Below are 22,776 nucleotides of genomic sequence, written 5' to 3' on the forward strand. Positions count from 1 at the left end.
GAAACCAAAAACCAAAAAGTTAATGGAGGAAAAACAAATGTCAGAAACAAGAATTGGAATTGATCGAGACTTAGCAAGTCAGGGGTTAACTTCTCTTACCTCTGTAATGGAGATGCTTGAGAATGCAAAGCAGGCATACATCCCATACAGAGATAACTGCAACGAAGTATTCGGTGACGAGCTTGGTGCAGAGGTTCATGAAGCAGGAGAAAATCTTATCTTAGGACTTGACAAGATCAACGAAACAACAGATACCATCGTTAAATGGGGTAAGGATCTTTCAGATTCATATGTATCTGTTAAGGATGCATGTAAAGCAATGTTTGCAAAATTCAGGTAATTTAAAGTACTAACAATAAAAACGAAAGAAAATGGAGGAAAATCAAAATGGCATTATCATCAAGCGCAATATATATTGATACAGTAGGAGTAAATGAAACATCAACTGCAACTAACAAGATTATGGAGAGTCTCGAGCAGGGTTCTCAGGATACTTGGAAGGCTATTGAGTCTCTTGCAACAGATGCTATCTCAGGTGGGGCAGCTAACCAGCTGGGCATCACAGGAGAAGATTTCGTAAAGAATATTAAAACATTAGTGGAATATGCTTCCACATTAACATCTGCGATCAATAAGACAGGTTCTGAATACATAGCAGTTGATGAAGCTGGTACACATGCAGCTCAGGGTAACGCCTAAGCATAAATAGTTTTGAGCTTTTATACTGTCTGCGTCTAAATGGCGCAGACAGTTAATTTAATAATGACCTATAATCGGGGAGGAAAAGAGGCAATGGCAGTTTGTAGGTGTGCTGAAAAGGATATGTGCCAAAGAGACTTGACCCGCTTGTCAAAGGCAAGTGGATTTACAGGTGATGCAGCAAGTGATGATTCAGAAATGAATAATAATCTAAATGATGGAAAAGGAAACGTTCCTTCATCATTTACTTCAGATAAAGAGGGTGATCTGTTAAGCTCAGTGGATGATGTCCATAATGAAATGACAGACAAAATATCAGGATGCAGTTCAGAAATATCAGAAGCAGTAAGCAGAGTACAATCTGCATATAGAGCATATTGCTTTGAAGATGCTATATATCATGCAGAAGAGGCATTAAAAGGACATTAAAATTCCCAAATACTAACGAGGAGAAACGGTCATGAAAAATAGAATATTCATGCTTGTGCCACAAGTATTTAATATAGCTGATAAATTAGGTATTTATAGCGATGATCAGACCAATATGATAGAAGAATACTATCTTACATCTATGAAGATGGTAGCAGATATGGAAGGAGCGTCAAAAGATAGTCTTGAGGCAGCTGCCAACCAGATCAAAGAAGAATCATTTGATGCTATAGGAAGATTGGCTGGTTTTAATCTGGTATATCATCTTACAGGAAAAAACAGATTAAGTATAGATCAAGAAGGCGCAGAAACAGCACTTCCCGCAGCAGGAGTTGTTGCCGGAGCAGCGGCTGGAGCTGCAGCAGCTGCCGCTGCCAGTGGAGCGTCAGAAACAACAAGTGATAATAATGGTAATTCTGCATCTGGTGATTATAACGAAATGTATGATACTCTTTCTGATGATCAGAAGCAGTTTTTAGATAATATTGATAAGCTTGATTATTCCGAAGAAAAGAAAGAAGGAATGAGATATGCAGCAGCATGTTTAATGGCTCAAGGATATGAAAAGGAATTTGTTGCTGGTGTATTAGCTAATATAGCTTGTGAAGGTGAACCAGGTCGTTTTGAAAGTTCAGCTTATATATCACATCCAGAAAAAGAGCCGGCATATTTAAAGGCTTTAGATGAACATCATAATTATAGAGATACAATGTCAGGCAGATCTGTTTCTGAAGTTGGCATTGCTGAAACCAGAGCTTATCTTGATGAGATCAATGCTCATGATAATGAGTATGATACAACATACTATGTATATGATGAGGATTCAGGACAATATGTTGCAAAAAGTACAAAACCAGATCTTCGTTTTGGTATAGGAATGGCACAGTGGACTGATGATGGAAGAGCAGGTAGCTTAATAGATCTTTATGATCAGATGTGTGATACAAATCATCCGTCAACTTCAGAGTGTGCTAGAGTAGAAGGTACTTATATGGCATATGAACTTACAGGACACGATGGAGTACCTGATCATTCAAGTGTATATCAAGAATGGAAAGCAGCATATGATAAAGGACAGGCATCTGTATATGAGGCAGGATATAATGTATGTGCAAACTACGAAATCCCCAAAGATACAGCAACTGCTTCAACAAACAGAGGAAATATTGCTGTAGATATATATAACACTTTGACTAGCTAATGAAAGGACAATCATGAAAAAAAGAATCATATCAGTAATGTTAGGTGCAATGATATTATGTGCTGGATGTGGCGCGGCTATCAATATTGAAGAAGATGAAATAACGTCTGAAGATAAAGTAGAAGAATTTGAAGATGCCAAAAGTGAATCTTCAAATGAAGTTGCTACTATTTCTTCTGAAGAATCAAGTGTTGATACTTCAGAAGAAATAGATATCACTGATGAAGAAGATGATACAACCAAAGATACTGATACAAGTAAGGATGAAGATGATAGTACAAATGATGTATCTAGATATGAATCCTTTGTGTCAAATACTGAAGAAGTATTTTTTGATGAGTCAGGTAGTGATATCCTACCATATAGTTTGCAGAGAAATTTTGATCTTTCCAAGGGATACACAATTGATGAAATTGTAGAAGCATCATTGGATTCTTATACAAGCTATGATGATAGTAAGGACGATCCAAGTTTTGAAACAAAGTATATTGATTGTGGTAATGATGGTATTGACGAACTTCTTGTAGATATTCGTTTTCCTGGAATGGAAACTGCTGATTACACGGATTACGAAGAGAAATATGTTGATCGTTGGGTTATCAAAGAAATAGATGATAAGCTCATCGTTAAATATGTTGGAGCTTTAAGACATGAGAGCTACACCATTATAAACGATTATGGATATATCAAAAATGAGGTGATGGGAGCATATAACGGTGTCCTTTCAGAAAGCTATGGCTACTTGGATGCTGATGCAAATTGGGTTCTCTACTATAAGTATAATTATTATCTTGACATGGATGATTACGTAAGAGAAAAAGGTAATTACGGATATGATCTGGACTGCTCTTCAGATGGCTGGAGCAATATGCAGGTTGAAGAGTATATATTCGATGATGAAGCAAGAATTACTGATTCTAAGGATAGCGGCTTTATAACATATTATAAATATGATAGTGACGGAAGAATTGAAGATGACTCAATTTATGAAGACTCATCTATATACAAGAAGACGTTTGATGATGTAGATGTTAACATCTGTCCTTATAGCGAAGTAGAAAAGCGTCTTGAAGAGCGAAGAGAAGAAATTGGATTATCTGAAGATGTCATGGGATAAGTTAAAAGAGTAGGATTACTTAACTGCTTCTTCTTTATATATCGAAGAAGAAGTTAAGTAATATACAGAAAAAGATATAATTGGGAGATAATACATAAATTATGAACAGAACAAAATGGGATCTCAATCAACTTAAAGAAGTACAGAAACAACAGGAAGTGGCAATGACTTCCACAGAGCAGGTAATAAATAAGGCACGAAATGATCTGAATTCCATGACAGAGGAAGTCTGGGAAGGCGAAGACGGGGATATGGCAAGAGAACTTCTTGGAGATCTTGTCTATAAAGAAATGCCTCAGACCTGGAAAGAGATAGACGCAATAAATACAGCTATAAAGAAGGCTCAGAAGACAGCTAATGAATCCAAGAATTTCTGTAATGAATTTTCCCAGATATTTAAAGATGGATCACTACCTTCAGAAACAGATTCAGCAGAGTGTAGCGGAGAATTATTATGTGACACAGGAAGCTGCGATTTACTTAAAGCAGCTATGGGTGCAGCAGGAAAGAAAGCGGTTAACGTAAAAAGAAATATAGAAACCGTAGAAAATATCCTTTCAGAGCTTGAAACACCAGAAGCAAAATTTGATTATACATCATATACAGGACCTATCAAGGAGCAGGCACAGAATGTTACTGATCGAACAATGATGTTTAATAATGCAGTTAGTAGATATGAAAGCAAAGTAAAAGAGATGGATGAAACATTAGCCAGAGAACTGATGGAAGCAATTCCTGGGGCAGTACCGGTTAGATTTGATCCCTCAATACTTTTAAATAAAGATATAATTCACATGAAAGATGGTGATATTGTTAGCTGGCTAAAAGCGTATCAAAAGATCAATATAGCAGATAACATGGGTCTTGCGCATGCACAAAGCAATATAAAAACATCTTCAGAAAATCAGAAGCCTGATTTGTCCGATGTTACAAACAATCAGGCATCAAATGTTAAAGTAACAACAGTAAAAACAACAAACAATAACACGACTCCAACCACCCCAGATCAGAATATTGTAGATTTCTATAACAGCTTACCTAAGGAAATACAGGAAGTATTAGGTGATACTTATGAGGAATATTCTCAGTATATATCATATACAGATGATGGCTTTTATTTTATCAATAAGCCTTTGTCGGAGATTATGATGTCTTCTGAGGGAATAGACGCTACGGACGAATGTCCTTATTTAGACGCTAATGGAAATACACAGAATGATTTAGTTGGTAAGTATGATAATCAATATATTGTTGGATTAAAAAATAGTGATGGAACATATACATATTCGTTAGTAAAAATACGTCCTGAAAGAGATGTAGATGGTTCAAGTAATTTAAAGGGAAATGCAGGTACAGCTATACCTTTTGTTGAATTTGATATGGATAGTTTAGCTGAGTCTATGAGAGATGGAAATATTAGTAAAGAATTATCAATATCACTAATGGCATGTGTTCATGGTACAAGAGAGTATTATTCAGAAGAAGAAGGTAGAATGGTAACAATACCAGCAAAAGAGAATAAAAAGCTTTTGAAATATTTCATGAATAGTGACTGTCAGGCTAATTATTTAATTGCAAACATGGCAATAAAAAAAGATTTGGAAAATCCAAATTTATATAATGAAGAAACTGGAACATATACAACGGAGTGGACGTTTAATCAGTTTGATGAGTATTGTCAGAGGAGATTAGAAGAATTAGAAAGCGCAGGAATTGTAGTACGAGAAGAATTCATAAATGGAAAAGGTAAAACTGATTATAAAATTACATTAAATATAAATACAAAAGACGGATTATCTCAGGATGAAATCGATGCACTTATGTGTGTTACAACAGGAAATCCAACGCTTCTTAGTTTTGGCGCTGAGACACAAGCACATGCCTGTGTTTATTATTATGATGTACTAGGTTTTACAAGAAGTAGTACTATTAAAGCGGATGCTGGTGTAAATGAAAATGAAAGTAGTAGTAAAGCTCCAGAAGGACCATACAAGCAATATTATGTAGATTATTATTATGATGAATATGGCACTAAATATGAATATGGTCCGGGAGAATATATAGTTAATCAGCAAGAGGCTTTTGGAGATGATGCTTACGGATATATTGATGGATATTCTGCTCAATAATAATTCGCTATTAAATCATTTACATTTAAAGAGTATAGGATGGTAGAAATGAAAAATAAACTTATTACTATAGGTCGTTTTGTGGGAATAGTTTTATTTATTTCCCTAATTGCGTTTCTTAAGCTAGGAAGAAGAGAAGTAGATACCGTATATAATCCATTAGACGAAGATTATTATGTTACAACGACAAGAGAAATATCAAGAGAGTATCTTGATGCAATGTCCACAGATCAGCTTGTAAAGAGGCATATGGACAACAGGGTTTCTATTGAATGGAATGAAGATTACGTTTCTGTAAGTGTAAGAGATCCTAAATATGGAGGAATCAAAAGAAATTTTTATCTTGATGGAAGAATAACATCGGAAAATTGTGATTGGAAACCAGATTTTTAGTTTTGGGTGAGAAAATGTAACGGTTTTTAACTGAAATTGGTAATTAAGGGAGAACAGAAAATGTAAATCCTCCTATGCATACTTGTGCTAAATACTATAGATGCATAGGAGGAATGATTTTTTCAAAATATTCAGTTTTTAAGCGAGGAAATAATAAAGTTTTATCAGGAGAAGTTATGAAGAGAGTTAAATGGGATCTTGACCAGCTTAAGGGAGTACAAAAGCAACAGGAAATAGCAATGACATCCACAGAGCAGGTAATAAATAAGGCACGAAATGATCTGAATTCCATGACAGAGGAAGTCTGGGAGGGCGAAGACGGAGATATGGCAAGAGAACTTCTTGGAGAGCTTGTCTATAAAGAAATGCCCCAGACATGGAAAGAGATAGACGCAATAAATACAGCTATAAAGAAGGCTCAGAAGACAGCTAATGAATCCCAGAATTTCTGTAATGAGTTTTCTCAGATATTTAAAGATGGATCAATGCCATCGGAGACAGATTCAGCAGAATGTAGCGGAGAACTGCTATGCGACACGGGAAGCTGCGATTTACTTAAAGCAGCTATGGGTGCAGCAGGAAAGAATGCGGTTAACGTAAAAAGAAATATAGAAACCGTAGAAAATATTCTTTCAGAGCTTGAAACACCAGAAGCAAAATTTGATTATACATCATATACAGGACCGATCAAGGAGCAGGCACAGAATGTTGCTGATCGAACAATGATGTTTAATAATGCAGTTAGTAGATATGAAAGCAAAGTAAGAGAGATGGATGATACATTGGCCACAGAACTGATGGAAGCAATTCCATCAGCAGTACCTGTTCCATTTGATCCATTCTGTTTGCATAACGGAAAAACAATAAAAATGGGTGGCGGAGATATCGTAGAATTTATCGAAGCACTCAAAGCCATAGAACTTGGTGGAAAGTTCGGAATAAAAGAGATACAGGCTATTCTAAAGATCCTGTTTGGAAAAGAAAAGGTTGATATATCAGACTTAACAGAGACAGAACTTGTGATGGCCTTTATAAAATTGACCAAAGAACAGCAAAAGGCAATCCTTTTGGAAATGGGTCTTACAGCAGCACAGATAGCAGCAATATTGGCAGCAGGATTACCGTCAGGACTTGCAATACCCAAAGCAATCCTTGGAAAGAAACTGGCTAAAACAATCATAGAGGCAATAAAGAAGTACCTTAAAGAGCATGATCAGGGAGATGACCAGGCTGATAACAGCGGAACAGAAGAGGAAACCGCTGATGAAGATATTGAAAATATAGATAATAGCTATGAAGAAACATTAACTCCTGGTGACCCTATCTATAAGCGAGGAGATAGTGGAGAAGAAATACGACAAATACAACAGTGGCTTAAGGATAATGGATATTATACAGCTGGTAAAGTAGACGCGGATTATGGTGGAGGAATGGAACTTGCAATTGCCAGATACCAGCGTCAGCATGGACTACCTGTAACTGGATATATAGATCAAAACACATTAGACTCCTTGAATGAGACGATGGAAATCGGAGGAATAGACCAATATCAGCCATTTGTGGTGGATATGGATTATATTAGAGAGAACTACGATCTTACAGAAGATCAATATAAAACGTTAGAAAGAATATATAATGACACTTCTTTAGGATTAAGTACAGAGAAAAAGAATTCAATGTTGGTAATAGCTGCTGAATTGTATGCTAAAGGAATGAATGATTCATTTGTAGCTGGAGTATTAGCAAACGTTGAAGCAGAAGGATCAGCTGGTCAGTTCCAGAAGTGTAGTAAAGCATGCAGAAGGAAGATAGGCGAAAAGCAATATGAATATTATGATCCAGAAGGGATTAATTACTCAAGGGATTATAGCGGAGGAAATATTCAGGCAATAGGATTACAAAAGGCACTGGAGCTTGCCGAAAAAGTTGAAAGCAATGCTAATTATGGTATGGGATCTGCGCAGTGGACCTATCCATCAAGGAGAAATGCATTGTTGGAAGCCTATAAAGAAGCTCTTGGATATCCGGATGATGGAAATCCAACACAAGAACAGAATTATCCTACAGAAGAACAATGTATAAGAATAGAAGCGGCATTTGAAGCGGGCGAATTAGACTCCTGGACATGTACAATCAAAAATAAAACATACGATTTAACAGATTATTGGGAAGGTCAAATAGAAGATTTGGACTCCAAGGAGGCTGCTATATTAGCTGCGCAAGATGTTTGTAAGTATTATGAAATTCCAGAGGATACTGAAACGCAAGCATCAACCAGAGGCGATAGAGCTGGAGAAATATATGATGTACTAAAAGGAGAATAAACGTGAACATAAAAAAAATAGGAATATATTTCATGTGCACATTACTATTATCCGGTTGTAGTTCGTCATCTCTGATGCTGGATACAGAAGAAGAGGATAGTCGTACAGAAGATATCAAAAATGTTGATGAGTCTGGAGAAACAGATGATTCGAATTTGTTAAATAGTTCCGATGAAAAAACTAGCGAAGACGACTCTGAATCAAATAGTAGTGATCAAAGTGATAATGATGAGGCCGTATGGGATTCTCCAATGGCTGAATATGTTCCAGAGTCACCATATTCATACTATATAAAATTTGTAAATGAAGAAATCGCTACCAGATCTGATGATAAATACTTCTCGGATTATATAACAGGAGATTATAAATACGTATGCTGTGATCTTAGCGGTGATGGAATTGCAGAACTGGTTATTTTGTCTTTTGAAGATGATGAAGAGAGGCTGGTTGTATTTAGTTATGACAGCGATAAGGATGAAATCTATAATTCGATAAATCGCAAATATAATTCTGATTGTGATTACATTTCAAAGAATGGCTTTGCACTTATCAATTCATATGAAGATGAATCCGGCAACAGATATAGCGGTAAGACAGATGACGAATCCTATACCCAGAAGATCAGTATAATATTGTCAGACGACTCTTCAAAAATGGGTTATTCATTATTCCAGTGGAAGAGAGAGGCAGGAAGTAGCGAGTATGATGGACCTTCTGAAGATATTTATGATCAGATAATGGAAATGGCCTCAGATCAGGTAATATTCTCTGAAGGAAAGGATCCTGGAGATATGATCCCGTATCTAGAAGAATGTGAAGAGAGCTTTGAAGATTCAATTGAGGAATATAAGAAGTTTAAACAAAGCGGGAATGGTATTTTTAGAAATCTTAGTATTATAGATTTACCTGACAATGAATATAAAGAAGCAGATGCAGCATATGAAGCATTCTTGAATAATGAGACAACTGTAAGATGTGAATATGGAATTAAGGCATATAATACATCATTTTCATATATTTACGGGGAAAAGTATACCTTGTCCCAGTGGCTTGATCAGGATGATTCTGATACATTGGAAACCCGTTATATTGATTGTGGAAACGATGGTAGCAAAGAGCTTGTAGTAAGTGTTACGGAGGAATTAAATCAGGAGCCTTTCGAGTATATATATGTTATAAGCTTTTATGATGGTCACTTATATTTGCGCTTTCTTACGCAGAGTAGCTCAAGGTCAGATACTTCCATTGGAGATAACGGTTATATTTTAGATGGCGGTAGTTCAAGCGAATATGTTGAAATTATAAATGAAGCTTTTTTAGATTCAGATATTATATTTCATTACATTTATCAGTTAAAAAAGGTAAGTGGAGAAGGTTTAAGAGATTATTTTACAGATATAGACGAAGAAGCAGAAGAACTTTTAACAATATACATTTATAACATAGATGATGAAACATATTATGTTGCTTACTACGATTATGAAGAGGTAACAACTGAGGCAGATCATACTGATTTCATGAAATCTTGTGAAGAGCAGGGAATAGTTTTTTCTTCACAAGAAGATATAGATGAGCTTATAGAAGAGCAGAAATACAGTAATGGTTTCTGAAGATTATAGCGGATTAAGCGATCAGTAACGGGGAATGATCGGGCATAATCAAAATAATATAGGAAAAAGTTTTAATGGAGAATTAATATGAGTAGAGTAAAATGGAATCTAGACCAGCTCAAGGAAGTGCAGAAGCAGCAGGAAAATGCAATGACTGCCACAGAGCAGGTAATAAATGATGCAAGAAATGATCTGAATTCCATGACAGAAGAAGTCTGGGAAGGCGAAGACGGAGATATGGCAAGAGAACTCCTTGGAGAACTTGTATATAAGGAAATGCCACAGACATGGAAAGAGATAGATGCAATAAATACAGCCATAAAGAAAGCTCAGAATACAGCTTATGAATCCAAGAATTTCTGCAATGAATTTGCTCAGATATTCAAAGATGGATCACTGCCCTCAGAGACTGATTCAGCAGAGTGTAGCGGAGAGCTATTATGTGACAGAGGAAGCTGTGATGTACTTAAAGCAGCTATGGATGTGGCAGGAAAGAATGCGGCTAACGTAAAAAGAAATATAGAGACTGTAGAAAATATCCTTTCAGAGCTTGAAACACCTGAAGCAAAATTTGATTACACATCATATACAGAACCGATCAAGGAGCAGGCGCAGAATGTTGCTGATCGAACAAAGATGTTTAATAATGCAGTTAGTATATATGAAAGTAAAGTAAGAGAGATGGATGATACATTGGCCACAGAACTGATGGAAGCAATTCCATCAGCAGTACCTGTTCCATTTGATCCATTCTGTTTGCATAACGGAAAAACAATAAAAATGGGTGGCGGAGATATCGTAGAATTTATCGAAGCACTCAAAGCCATAGAACTTGGTGGAAAGTTCGGAATAAAAGAGATACAGGCTATTCTAAAGATCCTGTTTGGAAAAGAAAAGGTTGATATATCAGACTTAACAGAGGCAGAACTTGAGCTGGAATTTATAAAACTGACAAAAGAACAGCAAAAGGCAATCCTTTTGGAAATGGGTCTTACAGCAGCACAGATAGCAGCAATATTGGCAGCAGGATTACCGTCAGGACTTGCAATACCCAAAGCAATCCTTGGAAAGAAACTGGCTAAAACAATCATAGAGGCAATAAAGAAGTACCTTAAAGAGCATAATCAGGGAGATGACCAGACTGATAACAGCGGATCTCAGGGAACAGGAGATGGAACTGCTGCTGAAGATATAGAAGAAATTGAAGAAGTAGAAGAAACAGTTGAAGTCCCTGAAGGCGCTGTGGGATATGGTTCGGAAGATCATAATAAGGTAAAGCTTATTCAGAGACTACTTCAGCTTGCTGGAATGGACGTTGGCGGAGCTGATGGTTCATATGGCCCCAAAACAGCTCAGGCTGTAATGGATTTTATTAAGCAATATGGTGATGCTTATGGTCTTACCCTGTGTCCATTTGGCGAAAACGGAGAACAAACATACGTAGATGAAAAGACGATGGCGGCGCTTTTAGCTGTTGCTGCTAGTAAACTTCAAGAAAAATATGGAAATGAGGCGCACTTAGATTTAGATGGTTCAAGTGTAACAGAAAAAGACGACTGGGTTAGATGGGCTGTAGCACAGAATGGTTTTTACGAAGTAGAAGAAAACGGATTAACTAACGGAACACCATTTGGAATGTTCACTAATGTTGATAATGATGCTTGGTGTGCATCATTTGTGTCTTGGTGCTTAGCTATGGCTGGTGATACAACTTTACCATATACTGCTAGGACTAGTGAGATCAGGCAGAATGCTATTGACTTAGGAATCTATAATGATGTTAGAAATCCAGGATCAGAAAATTATAACCCAGATTATATTCCGAAAGCAGGCGATGTTTTCTATAGACCGAGATATGATAAGGATGGAAAACAGGTAGGAGGTCATGTTGGATTCATAGCAAGCATTGAAGATAATGGAGATGGTACATATACAATAAGAACTATCGAGGGAAACACGGGCGATAATACAGATCATGTTGGTGGCCGTACTTACAAACTTACAAAGGAAGAATTTGGAACCAAATTTGAAGGTTTTGTCGATATGGACAGAGATGAAAAGACTTCTTGTTCAGATAATGTTAATTATAAAACAGATGATGATTGAAAAGGGTAGAACAAAGTGAAAAAGAACTTATTAAAACACATAACTGGAGCTATGGTAATAGTCACATTTTTATCCGGATGTAATAGTGCACAGCTTATTCTTGATTCGGATGATGAAGTCGGTACGGAAGGTTCTGTGGAAAATACTTCAGAAGATGAGTATGGCAGAGCATTAGACAATTCCATAGAAGAAGTTTCAAAAGATGATGAAGATGTTATTACTGATGAGTCTACTACAGAATCTTCGGAAGATGAAAGCGAAGATGATTCAAACGAAACATCATCTAATAAATCTACTGAAGAGCTTTCAGATTATGATTCTGCAGAAATGATGGATGGAAATTCTCTTTCTCAAGATGAACTTGATGAGTTTGAACTGTTTCTAGATCAAAAAGATAATTATGGATTTACGCAGGCATCTTTCAAAGACGCAGAACACATTGACTGGGGATATGTACTTGCTTATGGTGCCGGTATAGCAAATTGTGAGTATTCACAGGATGCGGTAGATGCATATCTTGAAGCCGGTGATTATGATTCGGTTGAATATGATCTTATAGCTTTATCAGGAGATGATGTCAGAGCATTTGTAGAAAGCAAAACAGGCATAACAGATTTTGACGTTTCATCTGTATCTGGATTTATCTATGTCGAAGAATATGACATTTTGTTTTCACAAGTAAGTGATGCTTATGATAAAGATGTATTTTGCCAGGAAGGCGTAAGGAATGGAGATCTGATACAGGTAGTTATACATACTGGATGCCAGACCAATAACAGACGTATCACGCTTCAAGAAACAGGGGATTCTGATAATCCATATAGATTTGTTTCCAATCGTGAACTCTGGGAAGAGAATGCTGTAAAAATTATTGATGCCCCTATATATCAGAATTCAGGCACAGTTACCTGCGCAGTCATCAGTACAAGTAATGGTTTGTCTGTTGAGATAATAGATGATAATGAGGTTACCTGTGTTGCGTATCTTGGATTTAGAAAGTCTGAAGATGTTGATATAAAGCAGTATGGCGATGTTAAAGAGATAGAATTCTGGGATGTGGATAGCGATGGACTTGGAGATATGGTAGCTATCCTGTCAGATGGAGATAGTTCCATTGCCTTATTATGTATGGGCTATGTTAACGAATGGGATGAAGGCTATGCTGTATCTGAAGTCAAAGTAACCGATTGGCTTGGCGAGAACGTTGACGATATGACAGCAGACAACGTTATTGGTTATATCCTGGATCATCAGGACGAGTTTAAAGATTTATAAACACAACGGTAAGAGGTGATGTCAAAATTGGCATTACCTCTTTTTTACGTTTTGACTGACCAAATGCATTTCGTCGTATAAAAAATGCATTTGGTCGGATGTTAAACCAACAAAACGTAAAAAAATATATAATGATGTAAGCTTTAGCGTATTTTTAGAAAAAATCTGATTTATGTTCCATTACTAATAAACAATTCAGTCTACATATTATTGATGAGGATGAATATGAATATGAATTACAGCGTTATTATTTATAGCAATAAATTTTACAAAGAGATATCTCTCGAGAATAAGCCTTCGCTTTCAATAGGTAATACAAAAGAATGCCAGTTAAGATTTGGAAAGGGCAGATTCTTCGAAGACTTCCGTTTGGATATTTTGAAACAGGAAGATAAATATATTCTTACAGTATCTGGAAAGGTAGATCTTAGCACAGAAAAATCTGTTAAGGAGAAAGTTCATTTCCTTAACATTGGAGATCGTATATCAGTCAATTATGAAGACTCAGGCATTTCATTCCTTTATATTGAATTCGCATATGATTTTGGTATACATTCCAAAGATTACAATATGAAGATAAATATCCCGAAACAGGGGCAGTTCTTGATGGGATCAATGTCTGGATGTGAGATTACAATAAGTGATCCTATGATTGGCAAGAGTTATCTTTCAGTTTCAGCTGAAGAAACTGCGAAGGGATGCGCTTATAAGCTTGATATATCACATGCTCCTTTTGCTGTATCTGTGAATGGATTCCCGGTAAGAACGGATAATGCTATTTTTACTGAAAATAGTTTTCTATCAGTATATGGACATGATTTTTATTATAGGGATGGATCGTGGTATGTAAGTGATGATGGAAATGTTACCACTTCTTTTAACTGTGAGCATATTAAGCAGTCGAATAATGAGCTTAAATACCCGAGGTTTGTAAGAAACTTCAGACTTCAGTATAAAGTACCATCTGAAAAACTGGAAATTAAAGATCCCCAGGAGCAAACACCGGGAGATGAAAAAGAATTTTTTTGGACAATACTACCTATGCTGACCTCTCTTGTTATTATGGTCGGATTACGAAGCATGGTTTTCAAGGGCGGAGCCAAGTTCGCGTTATATATGGGAGCTATGATGGGCGTGAGCCTTATTATGACCATAATTAACTTCTTTAGAAGCAAGAAGAAGCAGCGTAAGAAAGAAGTTGAAAGATACGAAAAATACGAAGCTTACATGGACCGAAAGGAAAAGGAAGTTCAAGAGGCAAGAGATCAGGAAAAGGAAATTCTGACGATCATGAACCCTTCTGTAATCGAGGCTGTAGATCGTATTCGTGATTTTGATGCTCACCTTTTTGAAAAGGACCAGGATCAGGAAGATTATCTTAATATAAGAATTGGTGTTGGAAGAGTAGAATCTTTAAGACCGGTTGAATTCAAGGAACATGATTATATTGAAATTAATGATCCGCTTATGGATTATCCAGAGAAAGCACATGATAAATACAGATATATGGAAGATATTCCTGTTACGGTTAATTTTAAGGATATAAACGCACTTGGAATTGTTGGTCACAGAGAAGGGCTTCGTAATATTCTATACAATCTTATAATCAGTATTGCTGCACAGCACTTTTTCAATCAGGTCCATATGTTTTTGATCATTCAGGAAAAGGATGTTGCTGACTTTGGGTGGACCAGATGGATTCCGCATATGACAAATGATGAAAGTGGAATTCGTTTTATATCCTATGATGAGGATTCAAGGAAAAGGTTATTACAGTACCTTTATTCTGAACTTAATGCAAGGAAAAACGAAAAGAATAACAATGTACAGTTTTTACATTTTGTAGTTTTTGTTTATAGGTCAGAAGAAATAAATGGTCATCCTGTTACTGAATTCGCAGAAGAAGCAAAGAGTCTCGGATGCACATTCGTATTTCTTGATGAGTATTCCGAGCAGATACATTATGCAATAAATAAGGTAATATTTCTTAATTCCGAGAATAACAAAGGTACCCTGCAGGATGTAGAAGAAGCAGAAATAGTTCAGGAATTCTCATATCCTGTATTATCTTTAAGCCAGGTTTCAGAGGCTGCAATTAAACTGGCACCTGTATATGTTGAAGAGATCAATATTGACAGTTCTCTGCCCAAGAACATGTCACTATTTACGCTGCTCAATGTTATGAGTGCATATGATCTTAATCTGGATATGAGATGGAGTAGCTCGGATATAACACAAAGCATGGCTGCGCCTATTGGTGTTACAGCAGATGGAAGTGTACTTAGTCTTGATATACATGAAAAGGCACATGGTCCACATGGTCTCGTTGCGGGAACTACAGGTTCCGGTAAATCAGAGCTTTTGCAGACGTTTGTTCTTTCTTTGGCAACTCTTTTCCATCCATATGAGCTTAGTTTTGTAATCATCGACTTTAAAGGTGGTGGTATGGCCAACCAGTTCCGCGATCTTCCTCATCTGAACGGAGCTATTACTAATATTGATGGTAAGCAGATAGACAGATCGCTGAAGTCTATTAAGGCAGAGCTGATGAAGCGTCAGAGGCTTTTTGCCAAATATGATGTTAACCGAATCGATGATTATATCAAACTCTTTAAGGCAGGAACAGCTAAGATACCGCTCCCTCACCTTATTCTTATCGTCGATGAGTTTGCCGAACTTAAAACAGACCAGCCGGAATTCATGAAAGAGTTGATCAGTACAGCCAGAATTGGTCGATCACTGGGTGTTCATATGATTCTTGCGACACAGAAACCGGCAGGTGTCGTAAATGATCAGATTTGGAGTAACTCTAAATTTAAGCTCTGTCTTAAAGTTCAGGATGCATCAGACTCTAAAGAAGTACTTAAATCGCCGCTTGCAGCAGATATCAAGGAACCTGGACGTGCTTACCTTGAAGTAGGTAATAACGAATTATTCCTGCTATTTCAGTCAGCGTATAGCGGAGCGCCCGCAACTATGCTTGGCGTTGATGAACAAAAAGAGTTTGATTTAAAGGCGGTAGGTCTGGCAGGTCAGAGGCAGATAATCTACCATCAGGAAAAGAAGAAACAGGAAGAAGCTGAAACCCAGATGGATGCCATTGTCGCACACATTCACGAATACTGTGAAAGGAAGAAAATTGCGAAAATGCCACCAATCTGTCTTCCACCTATTGATAATAAAATACCATTTACTCTTGATGGATTTGTTAAGAGCGAAAGTGACATTCGTATTCCTTTGGGAATGTATGATGACCCGGATAATCAGGTACAAAAGCTAACTGAGCTTAATCTTACAATGAACAACGTTTTGGTTGCAGGATCATCAAGATCAGGAAAGACCAGCCTTCTTCAGCTGATAATAAGATCAGTATGTGAGCTGTATACTCCACAGGATGTAAACATTTATATCATTGATTTTGCATCCATGATTCTTAAGAAATTTGAGAAGCTCAAGTTTGTAGCTGGTGTCATTACTCCTCGAGACGATGACATGCTTAAGACCTTTATTAAGATGATCACAGAAGAAGTTGAGAAGCGTAAGAAGATTCTGGCTGAAAGTGGATATGGTTCATACAGTATATACAGACAAAGTGGATACAGAGATCTGCCGCAGATAATTCTGATGATCGATAACTTTGGTAATCTGAAAGAACTATATGAAAAATATGTAGATATTTTCCTGATGCTGTTCAGAGATGGAAATAGCGTTGGAATAACCGTAGTTACAACAATAACGCAGGCATCCAGAATGGGTTACAAGTATCTTGCCAACTTTGGTCAGATGTTGGCATACCACTGTGCTTCATCTCAGGAATATTCGACTCTATTTGAAAAGTGTAAGATGGAGCCTGATGATACACCGGGACGATTCCTTATATCAATTGATAGAACAATCTATGAAGGCCAGACATTTGAAGCATTTGATGCAGAAAATGACAGTCAGAGAATTGAGATCATTGATGAATACATAGAATCAGTGAATGAGAAATTCAAAGACTCTAAGATTAGTCGTATCCCTGTAATGCCGAATATAGTTGATGATGCATATTTCGAAGAAATTGGATACAGGAACAAGCTTCCATATGAGATTGCTGTTGGTATGGACTACCTTACAACGGATCTTAAGATATTAGATCTGATGACAAATGATTTCCTTGGAATGACTGGTTCAGAAGAGCACGGTCTTTACGACGTTGAGGACTATATTATTTCAACATTGCTTTCAAGAAGAAAAGAACATCCTGTTGAGATACGTATAGTAGACAGAATTGACAAGCACTTTGAATGGACCAAGAAATATGAAGACAATGTATTGTATACATTGAATCCAGGAAATGCTCCATACTTTGTCAAAGATATAGAAATGGTTATGGCAGAAAGATATAAGAACAAACTTGCAGGTAAGGATATTGAAGACGAGCATGGTCTTATGGTTCTGTTTATTAACAATCAGGATTCATACAATGCAATTGATAACAACCAAGAAGCATTGCAGATGTTTACAAGGCTTACAAGTAATTATAGACAGTTGGGAATGTGCATAATCATGGGCCAGATTCCAAATGTCAGTCTTGGATATGGTGCTGCACAATGTATTAAAACTGCAAGAGATGCTCTTCGTTTCATGATGTTCTGCAATTTGGACGAACAGAGGAATGTAGATGTATCAATGACGGTATCAAGAGAATTTTCAAAGCCGCTTACAACTAATGAAGGATACTTCGTTGAAGGAAGCCATATTACTAAGTTGCGTACAGTAAAAATGGATAATATCAAAGTGGAAGAAGAGAATGAAATAACGGCTTGAAAAAGCAAAAAAGAAATAGATAGTAGTAGGAGAAAATGCTCGAATATGTAAAAAAGAGTACAGCTATTTATGGATTCATTAACTTATATAGTGATCAGGAAATAGAAGATGCTTTTAATGCAATTGTTTATGGGTGCAACAATAGCGAGCATGATTCAGGTAAGTATAAATCTGTAGCAGACATCCCAGAAAGATTATTCAGAAACTGTTATTTACAGATGCTTTTTCCAAATCAAATGGGTAAAAGTATCAAGGAAGTTTACGAGATATATCTGAGTGACTTGAAAAAATTATAATCAATCGCGTATTCCATCAAAATGATGATATTAATTGCTGTTTTATTCATCATTTTGATGGATAAATCTATTTTTTAAATAGATATGAATATTTTCTCTTTTGCTCTATGATAATATCCTTAACTCTTTTCTTGATATCGTCAGAGTATATATCTGCTTTGATAAGGATATTATCAATATCTTTATCAGTAAAATTAAAATACAGATTATTGCCGTATAGAGTTTCGGACAATTCTAATTGCTCATCAAAACTATCAGAAAAAGTTTTGGGCTTAACATTTTTTATCTCATCATATATGTCTGTGTTAAGAGGATAATCCATTTTTATATCAGATAATAGCGATGCTCCATTGTCATATATAGGGCACAAACTATATCTCCCATCCCTTATCACAACTGAGATATTGTGCGTATGCCTGTCTTCATTCAGAAACAGGGCATCTATAGTCAGTAATTTATTCATGTATATACCAAAGTCTTTGATTCCGGTAACTCTTTCAACTTGGTCTACTATGAATTCAAGTCTATTTTTGTGATCAGCAATTGAATAAATTCCTTTATTCAGTCCATCGCCAAATTGGTTTTTGAAAAGCCTTTCTAATGTAGTGATCTGACATCCATTTGTAAAGTCCTTGCTTTTACATCCGGTATATGCTATCGATTTATATTTTATGTTTATAGGTTCATAGATAACGTATTCATCAGGCCTTAATGTTGATTTTATCAATAAGTTTGACACAACATATTCAGCTAGACCTTCATATCCAAGATAATCTGCTTTATACCAGATGCCATTATTTTTCCATTTTAATTGATTTCCTTTGGATGAATTTCTGCCATCATCTTGCAGATCATATTCAAATAATTCCACTGAGTTATTTACCTGTCTATCTTTATCCAAAACTCATCCTCCGCCATCCGGCCTTCTGTCTTTTCGATGATTAAAATAGGATCATAAAATGGGATATCCAAGCGCTTTAGTTCTAGTTTCATTTTGTCTCTGCTTCTTGGAAAACACCTGGATTCAATGAATTCCTCATATTCCTCAAAATTCGGCTCGGTATTTACTCCAAACGCTCGCATCTGCGGATTATCAATGTAATTTTTTATTTTTACTTTACGGTTAGTTTCATCAATGTCGATGATAGTGCAAACCGTTGATCTGTACATGTAATACAGGCGCAGTTTCAACCTGTCCTCTGGAATTTCCAGTTTCTTTGGAATTGTAAGATCTCTTTTAATAAGCTCCAGTAATGTTATCACCGGACCTGAGATTTTAGACTTTCCTTCCTCCCACCTTTCAATGGTAGGTCTGGAGCATCCCAAAAAAGAAGCAAACTCTGCCTGGGTCATAGATAGCTTGAGTCTGATATCTTTAAATTCTTCCGGGGCTAAATTGGTAGGAGTAATATATTCTCTCTTCATATCAATACCTCCTACTGGAATAATATCATCAAAATGATGGATAATCAATCATATTTATCAATCATTATGATGGATATTTCTGCTTTTTTTATCATATCACGAAGGCTGGCTCTTTTTTGATTTATTACTCCCCAAATGCATTTCGTCGGATGAAATGTGCATTCTGTCGGAAAATTGAGACAGGTTATTTTTTTCATTGTATAGTGAACGTGCAGTCGGCACTTGGATGGACCGAAAAGTAATGACATTATAGTTTTGTGCCTGCTGCAAGTAAGTGAAACGTAATAGTAAATCACCCAAGAAATTTATTATTAGCGGTTCATAGGAGTAGCCTTCATAAGAGGCTACTCCGAAAACTGACAGACTTACTACCTTAAGTAAAGTCAGATGAATTAGATTACATCCGTTGGTATGGAAAAAGAGGGGATGAGCATTTGGGGAAATGCTCGAGTCAGAAGTTTTGCTATAAAGATAGCAGCAGGGTCCCGGGTAAATATATTCTGGGACCCTGTCCTTTTTTAAGACATTTTTTACAGGAATAACACCGAATATTGGTGGCTCCAGTATACCGTAGTGCTCAGAAGGATATGATCAATAAGTATTATGCTACTGTAATGAGAATGGTAGATGATATGGAAAGTGAGTCCAAGTCAAGCCTTGAGACGGCAGCGACTTATATTAAGCTGGAAACAGAAGATGCTATAGGAAGCCTGACTGAAGATAGCATGGGATAAATGAAAATGCACTATCACAATTTTGAAAAAATATTAGGTTCTGGGAACCGAGAATGGAAGTATAAAGAAATGAAGAATAAGTTTTTTAAAACTATAGCAGGAGCTATGGTAGCAACTATTGTTTTATCTGGATGCGACAGCTCTCAGATAAGTCTTGAAGCGGATGAAGCAGCAACGGAAGTTTCAAAAGAGGATGTTTCCGTGGAGAAAGATGAAGCTGGCACAGAAGAATCAGTGGAAGATGCTTCTACCAAGGACGCTTCTGTAGAGGAAAATACAGACGATGCTACATTGGATGAAAGTAGTGACGATGAAGACAGTGATGAGAGTGCAAGTTTAGATAACAGTGAGCTGTATGAAGCTTTCATCGATGGTTCTGAAAAGGTATATTTCAATGAAGAAGATGATATATTACCTTATCATTATCAACAGAATTTGAATTATGGCGAAGGCTATACCGTTGATGAACTGATTGAAGGGTCATTAGCTTCTTGTTACAAGTATGATGATAGTAAAGGTGATCCAACTTTTGAATCTAAGTACATTGACTGTGGTAATGATGGTATAAAAGAACTTGTTGTGGAAGTTCGCTTTCCTGGACTTGAAAACGATGAATATGAGGAATCAGAAGAATACTTGGATGAATGGGTTATCAAGGATATAGATGGAAAACTGGTTGCAAAGTATTATGGATATACAGCACATTACTGGTACACAAGTATTAATGAGTATGGATATGTTAGTGTAAATACTGTAGGAGCGTATCTCGGAGTACTTACAGAACAATTTGGATTTTTGGATGAGAATGCGGATTGGGTTCTGTACTATAACTATTATTACTACCTGGATATGGATGATTACGTAAGAGAAAAAGGTAATAAGGGTTTGATACTTGACTGCTCATCTGATGACTGGAACGAAATGCAGGTTGAGGAATATGTATTCGATGAAAAAGCACCCTATACTGACTCCGAAAAAACAGGCTTTATGACATATTATAAGTATGATAATGACGGAATAATAGATGATGATTCAATATATGAAGATTCATCCATATACAAGCAGACTTTTGACGAAGCAGGGGTTAATACCTGCCCTCGTAGCGAAGTTGAAGAGCGCCTTGAAAAGCGCAGAGAAGAAATCGGATTATCCGAAGAAATAATGTGACATATAAAATCCAAATAAATCCAAAAAGTGGGAAGTATGCAAAAAGCCGTAAAATAAGCTGTTTGATAAAATCGCATAAGAAGTCGGATTATGAGAAAAAAAGGGGTAATACTGGTAGCCTTATCAACAATAGGCTGTCTTCTTGCAGGCTGCGGCATGCTTTTAGGAATTTTGTTCTATGCCTATATGTGAAAGACCAGATGGATACTTTTGGAGATGATGCTTACGGATATATTGATGGATATTCTGCTCAATAATAATTCGCTATTAAATCATTTACATTTAAAGAGTATAGGATGGTAGAAATGAAAAATAAACTTATTACTATAGGTTGTTTTGTGGGAATAGTTTTATTTATTTCCCTAATTGCGTTTCTTAAGCTAGGAAGAAGAGAAGTAAAAATCGTACACAATCCATTGGATAAAGATTATTATGTATCGTTTTATCAGATAGGATATTTAAAAGATTATGAATATCATTGCATATGTATTCTGTATGGACCCAATGGAGAAATATCAAGAGAGTATCTTGATGCAATGTCCACAGATCAGCTTGTAAAGAGGCATATGGACAACAGAGTCTCTATCGAATGGAATGAAGAATATGTTTCAGTAAGTGTAAGAGACCCTGAATATGGAGGAATCAAAAGGAATTTTTATCTTGATGGAAGAATAACATCAGAAAAGTGTCATTGGGGAGCAGATTTTTAGTTTTTTGGTGAGAAAGTGAAAATACTATAGAAGAAGCAGTTAAAGATCAGGAAGATGGCGCTATAGCAGATTCTGAAGAAGATATTACGGAAGATGAAAGTAATAATGATTCTAAAAAGGCTCAGGATAATGTGTCTGACTATGATTCTGCAGAGATGATGGATGGAGACGCGCTTTACCAAAGTGAGCTTGACGAGTTTAAAGATTTATAAACACAACGGTAAGAGGTGATGTCAAAATTGGCATTACCTCTTTTTGGCGTTTTGACTGACCAAATACATTGTTGATTTACACTTAAAATTGACCCCCAAATGCATTTCGTCGGGTGAAATGTGCATTCTGTCGGAAAATT

Annotated in this window: 18 protein-coding genes; 16 read left to right on the forward strand and 2 right to left on the reverse strand. The window is 36.4% G+C overall.

Annotated features, from left to right (window positions below):
* Positions 1–37 precede the first annotated feature (37 nt).
* From BMX21_RS16340 to BMX21_RS16400, 13 genes are all read left to right on the forward strand, one after another.
* A complete protein-coding gene (locus tag BMX21_RS16340) occupies positions 38–340 on the forward strand; it encodes a hypothetical protein (RefSeq protein ID WP_092045972.1) in 303 nt (100 codons plus the stop codon).
* 47 nt (positions 341–387) lie between these two features.
* On the forward strand, positions 388–699 hold the full coding sequence (locus tag BMX21_RS16345) for a hypothetical protein (protein WP_092045974.1): 312 nt from the start codon (positions 388–390) through the stop codon (positions 697–699).
* 93 nt (positions 700–792) lie between these two features.
* Positions 793–1,128 carry a hypothetical protein gene (locus BMX21_RS16350; RefSeq protein WP_092045976.1) on the forward strand — a complete coding sequence of 112 codons (336 nt, stop codon included), beginning with the start codon at positions 793–795 and terminating at the stop codon, positions 1,126–1,128.
* Between the two features lie 31 nt (positions 1,129–1,159).
* On the forward strand, positions 1,160–2,329 hold the full coding sequence (locus BMX21_RS16355; protein ID WP_092045980.1) for a phage tail tip lysozyme: 1,170 nt from the start codon (positions 1,160–1,162) through the stop codon (positions 2,327–2,329).
* 13 nt (positions 2,330–2,342) lie between these two features.
* Positions 2,343–3,446 (forward strand): hypothetical protein, encoded by a 1,104-nt coding sequence (locus tag BMX21_RS16360; protein WP_092045982.1) that lies wholly within the window; start codon positions 2,343–2,345, stop codon positions 3,444–3,446.
* Between the two features lie 101 nt (positions 3,447–3,547).
* Positions 3,548–5,575, forward strand: coding sequence for a hypothetical protein (locus tag BMX21_RS16365; protein ID WP_092045984.1), 2,028 nt, complete (start codon positions 3,548–3,550; stop codon positions 5,573–5,575).
* Positions 5,576–5,623: 48 nt separating this feature from the next.
* Positions 5,624–5,968, forward strand: a complete 345-nt coding sequence (locus BMX21_RS16370; protein WP_143057275.1) for a hypothetical protein — start codon at positions 5,624–5,626, stop codon at positions 5,966–5,968.
* A gap of 176 nt (positions 5,969–6,144) precedes the next feature.
* On the forward strand, positions 6,145–8,292 hold the full coding sequence (locus BMX21_RS16375) for a phage tail tip lysozyme (protein WP_177174082.1): 2,148 nt from the start codon (positions 6,145–6,147) through the stop codon (positions 8,290–8,292).
* A gap of 2 nt (positions 8,293–8,294) precedes the next feature.
* The gene (locus BMX21_RS16380) at positions 8,295–9,902 is read left to right on the forward strand and encodes a hypothetical protein (protein ID WP_092045992.1); all 1,608 of its coding nucleotides are present in this window, start codon (positions 8,295–8,297) and stop codon (positions 9,900–9,902) included.
* A gap of 87 nt (positions 9,903–9,989) precedes the next feature.
* Positions 9,990–12,008, forward strand: a complete 2,019-nt coding sequence (locus BMX21_RS16385) for a CHAP domain-containing protein (RefSeq protein WP_092045994.1) — start codon at positions 9,990–9,992, stop codon at positions 12,006–12,008.
* 15 nt (positions 12,009–12,023) lie between these two features.
* Positions 12,024–13,283 (forward strand): hypothetical protein, encoded by a 1,260-nt coding sequence (locus tag BMX21_RS16390; protein WP_092045996.1) that lies wholly within the window; start codon positions 12,024–12,026, stop codon positions 13,281–13,283.
* A gap of 225 nt (positions 13,284–13,508) precedes the next feature.
* Positions 13,509–18,092 carry a type VII secretion protein EssC gene (gene essC, locus BMX21_RS16395; RefSeq protein WP_177174083.1) on the forward strand — a complete coding sequence of 1,528 codons (4,584 nt, stop codon included), beginning with the start codon at positions 13,509–13,511 and terminating at the stop codon, positions 18,090–18,092.
* A gap of 35 nt (positions 18,093–18,127) precedes the next feature.
* Positions 18,128–18,388 carry a hypothetical protein gene (locus BMX21_RS16400; protein WP_092046000.1) on the forward strand — a complete coding sequence of 87 codons (261 nt, stop codon included), beginning with the start codon at positions 18,128–18,130 and terminating at the stop codon, positions 18,386–18,388.
* A 67-nt stretch (positions 18,389–18,455) separates the two neighbouring features.
* Here BMX21_RS16400 and BMX21_RS16405 read toward each other — a convergent pair whose 3' ends face one another.
* Positions 18,456–19,289, reverse strand: coding sequence for a hypothetical protein (locus BMX21_RS16405; RefSeq protein WP_022755990.1), 834 nt, complete (start codon positions 19,287–19,289; stop codon positions 18,456–18,458).
* Complete coding sequence (locus BMX21_RS16410) at positions 19,268–19,813, reverse strand: helix-turn-helix domain-containing protein (RefSeq protein ID WP_022755991.1); 546 nt, start codon at positions 19,811–19,813, stop codon at positions 19,268–19,270. Before BMX21_RS16410 ends, BMX21_RS16405 begins: the two co-directional genes overlap by 22 nt.
* 587 nt (positions 19,814–20,400) lie before the next feature.
* Between BMX21_RS16410 and BMX21_RS19460 the strand changes: the two genes are divergently transcribed.
* From BMX21_RS19460 to BMX21_RS16425, 3 genes are all read left to right on the forward strand, one after another.
* Positions 20,401–20,547: a hypothetical protein gene (locus tag BMX21_RS19460; protein ID WP_177174084.1), complete on the forward strand. Its 147-nt coding sequence runs from the start codon at positions 20,401–20,403 to the stop codon at positions 20,545–20,547.
* Positions 20,548–20,616: 69 nt separating this feature from the next.
* A complete protein-coding gene (locus tag BMX21_RS16415; protein ID WP_143057276.1) occupies positions 20,617–21,714 on the forward strand; it encodes a hypothetical protein in 1,098 nt (365 codons plus the stop codon).
* A 305-nt stretch (positions 21,715–22,019) separates the two neighbouring features.
* Positions 22,020–22,424 carry a hypothetical protein gene (locus BMX21_RS16425; protein WP_143057277.1) on the forward strand — a complete coding sequence of 135 codons (405 nt, stop codon included), beginning with the start codon at positions 22,020–22,022 and terminating at the stop codon, positions 22,422–22,424.
* The last annotated feature ends 352 nt before the right edge of the window (positions 22,425–22,776 follow it).

This window comes from Butyrivibrio sp. TB (assembly GCF_900110805.1).
Classification (GTDB): Bacteria; Bacillota; Clostridia; order Lachnospirales; family Lachnospiraceae; genus Butyrivibrio; species Butyrivibrio fibrisolvens_C.

Bases quoted from the DNA above. Each gene is read 5' to 3' on its own strand.
- BMX21_RS16355 (WP_092045980.1), top strand. From the start codon at position 1,160: ATGAAAAATAGAATATTCATGCTTGTGCCACAAGTATTTAATATAGCT.
- BMX21_RS16340 (WP_092045972.1), top strand. From the start codon at position 38: ATGTCAGAAACAAGAATTGGAATTGATCGAGACTTAGCAAGTCAGGGG.
- BMX21_RS19460 (WP_177174084.1), top strand. From the start codon at position 20,401: ATGATCAATAAGTATTATGCTACTGTAATGAGAATGGTAGATGATATG.
- BMX21_RS16350 (WP_092045976.1), top strand. From the start codon at position 793: ATGGCAGTTTGTAGGTGTGCTGAAAAGGATATGTGCCAAAGAGACTTG.
- BMX21_RS16385 (WP_092045994.1), top strand. From the start codon at position 9,990: ATGAGTAGAGTAAAATGGAATCTAGACCAGCTCAAGGAAGTGCAGAAG.
- BMX21_RS16370 (WP_143057275.1), top strand. From the start codon at position 5,624: ATGAAAAATAAACTTATTACTATAGGTCGTTTTGTGGGAATAGTTTTA.
- BMX21_RS16375 (WP_177174082.1), top strand. From the start codon at position 6,145: ATGAAGAGAGTTAAATGGGATCTTGACCAGCTTAAGGGAGTACAAAAG.
- BMX21_RS16410 (WP_022755991.1), bottom strand. From the start codon at position 19,813: ATGAAGAGAGAATATATTACTCCTACCAATTTAGCCCCGGAAGAATTT.
- BMX21_RS16415 (WP_143057276.1), top strand. From the start codon at position 20,617: ATGAAGAATAAGTTTTTTAAAACTATAGCAGGAGCTATGGTAGCAACT.
- BMX21_RS16400 (WP_092046000.1), top strand. From the start codon at position 18,128: ATGCTCGAATATGTAAAAAAGAGTACAGCTATTTATGGATTCATTAAC.
- BMX21_RS16425 (WP_143057277.1), top strand. From the start codon at position 22,020: ATGAAAAATAAACTTATTACTATAGGTTGTTTTGTGGGAATAGTTTTA.
- BMX21_RS16360 (WP_092045982.1), top strand. From the start codon at position 2,343: ATGAAAAAAAGAATCATATCAGTAATGTTAGGTGCAATGATATTATGT.
- BMX21_RS16365 (WP_092045984.1), top strand. From the start codon at position 3,548: ATGAACAGAACAAAATGGGATCTCAATCAACTTAAAGAAGTACAGAAA.
- BMX21_RS16345 (WP_092045974.1), top strand. From the start codon at position 388: ATGGCATTATCATCAAGCGCAATATATATTGATACAGTAGGAGTAAAT.
- essC (WP_177174083.1), top strand. From the start codon at position 13,509: ATGAATATGAATTACAGCGTTATTATTTATAGCAATAAATTTTACAAA.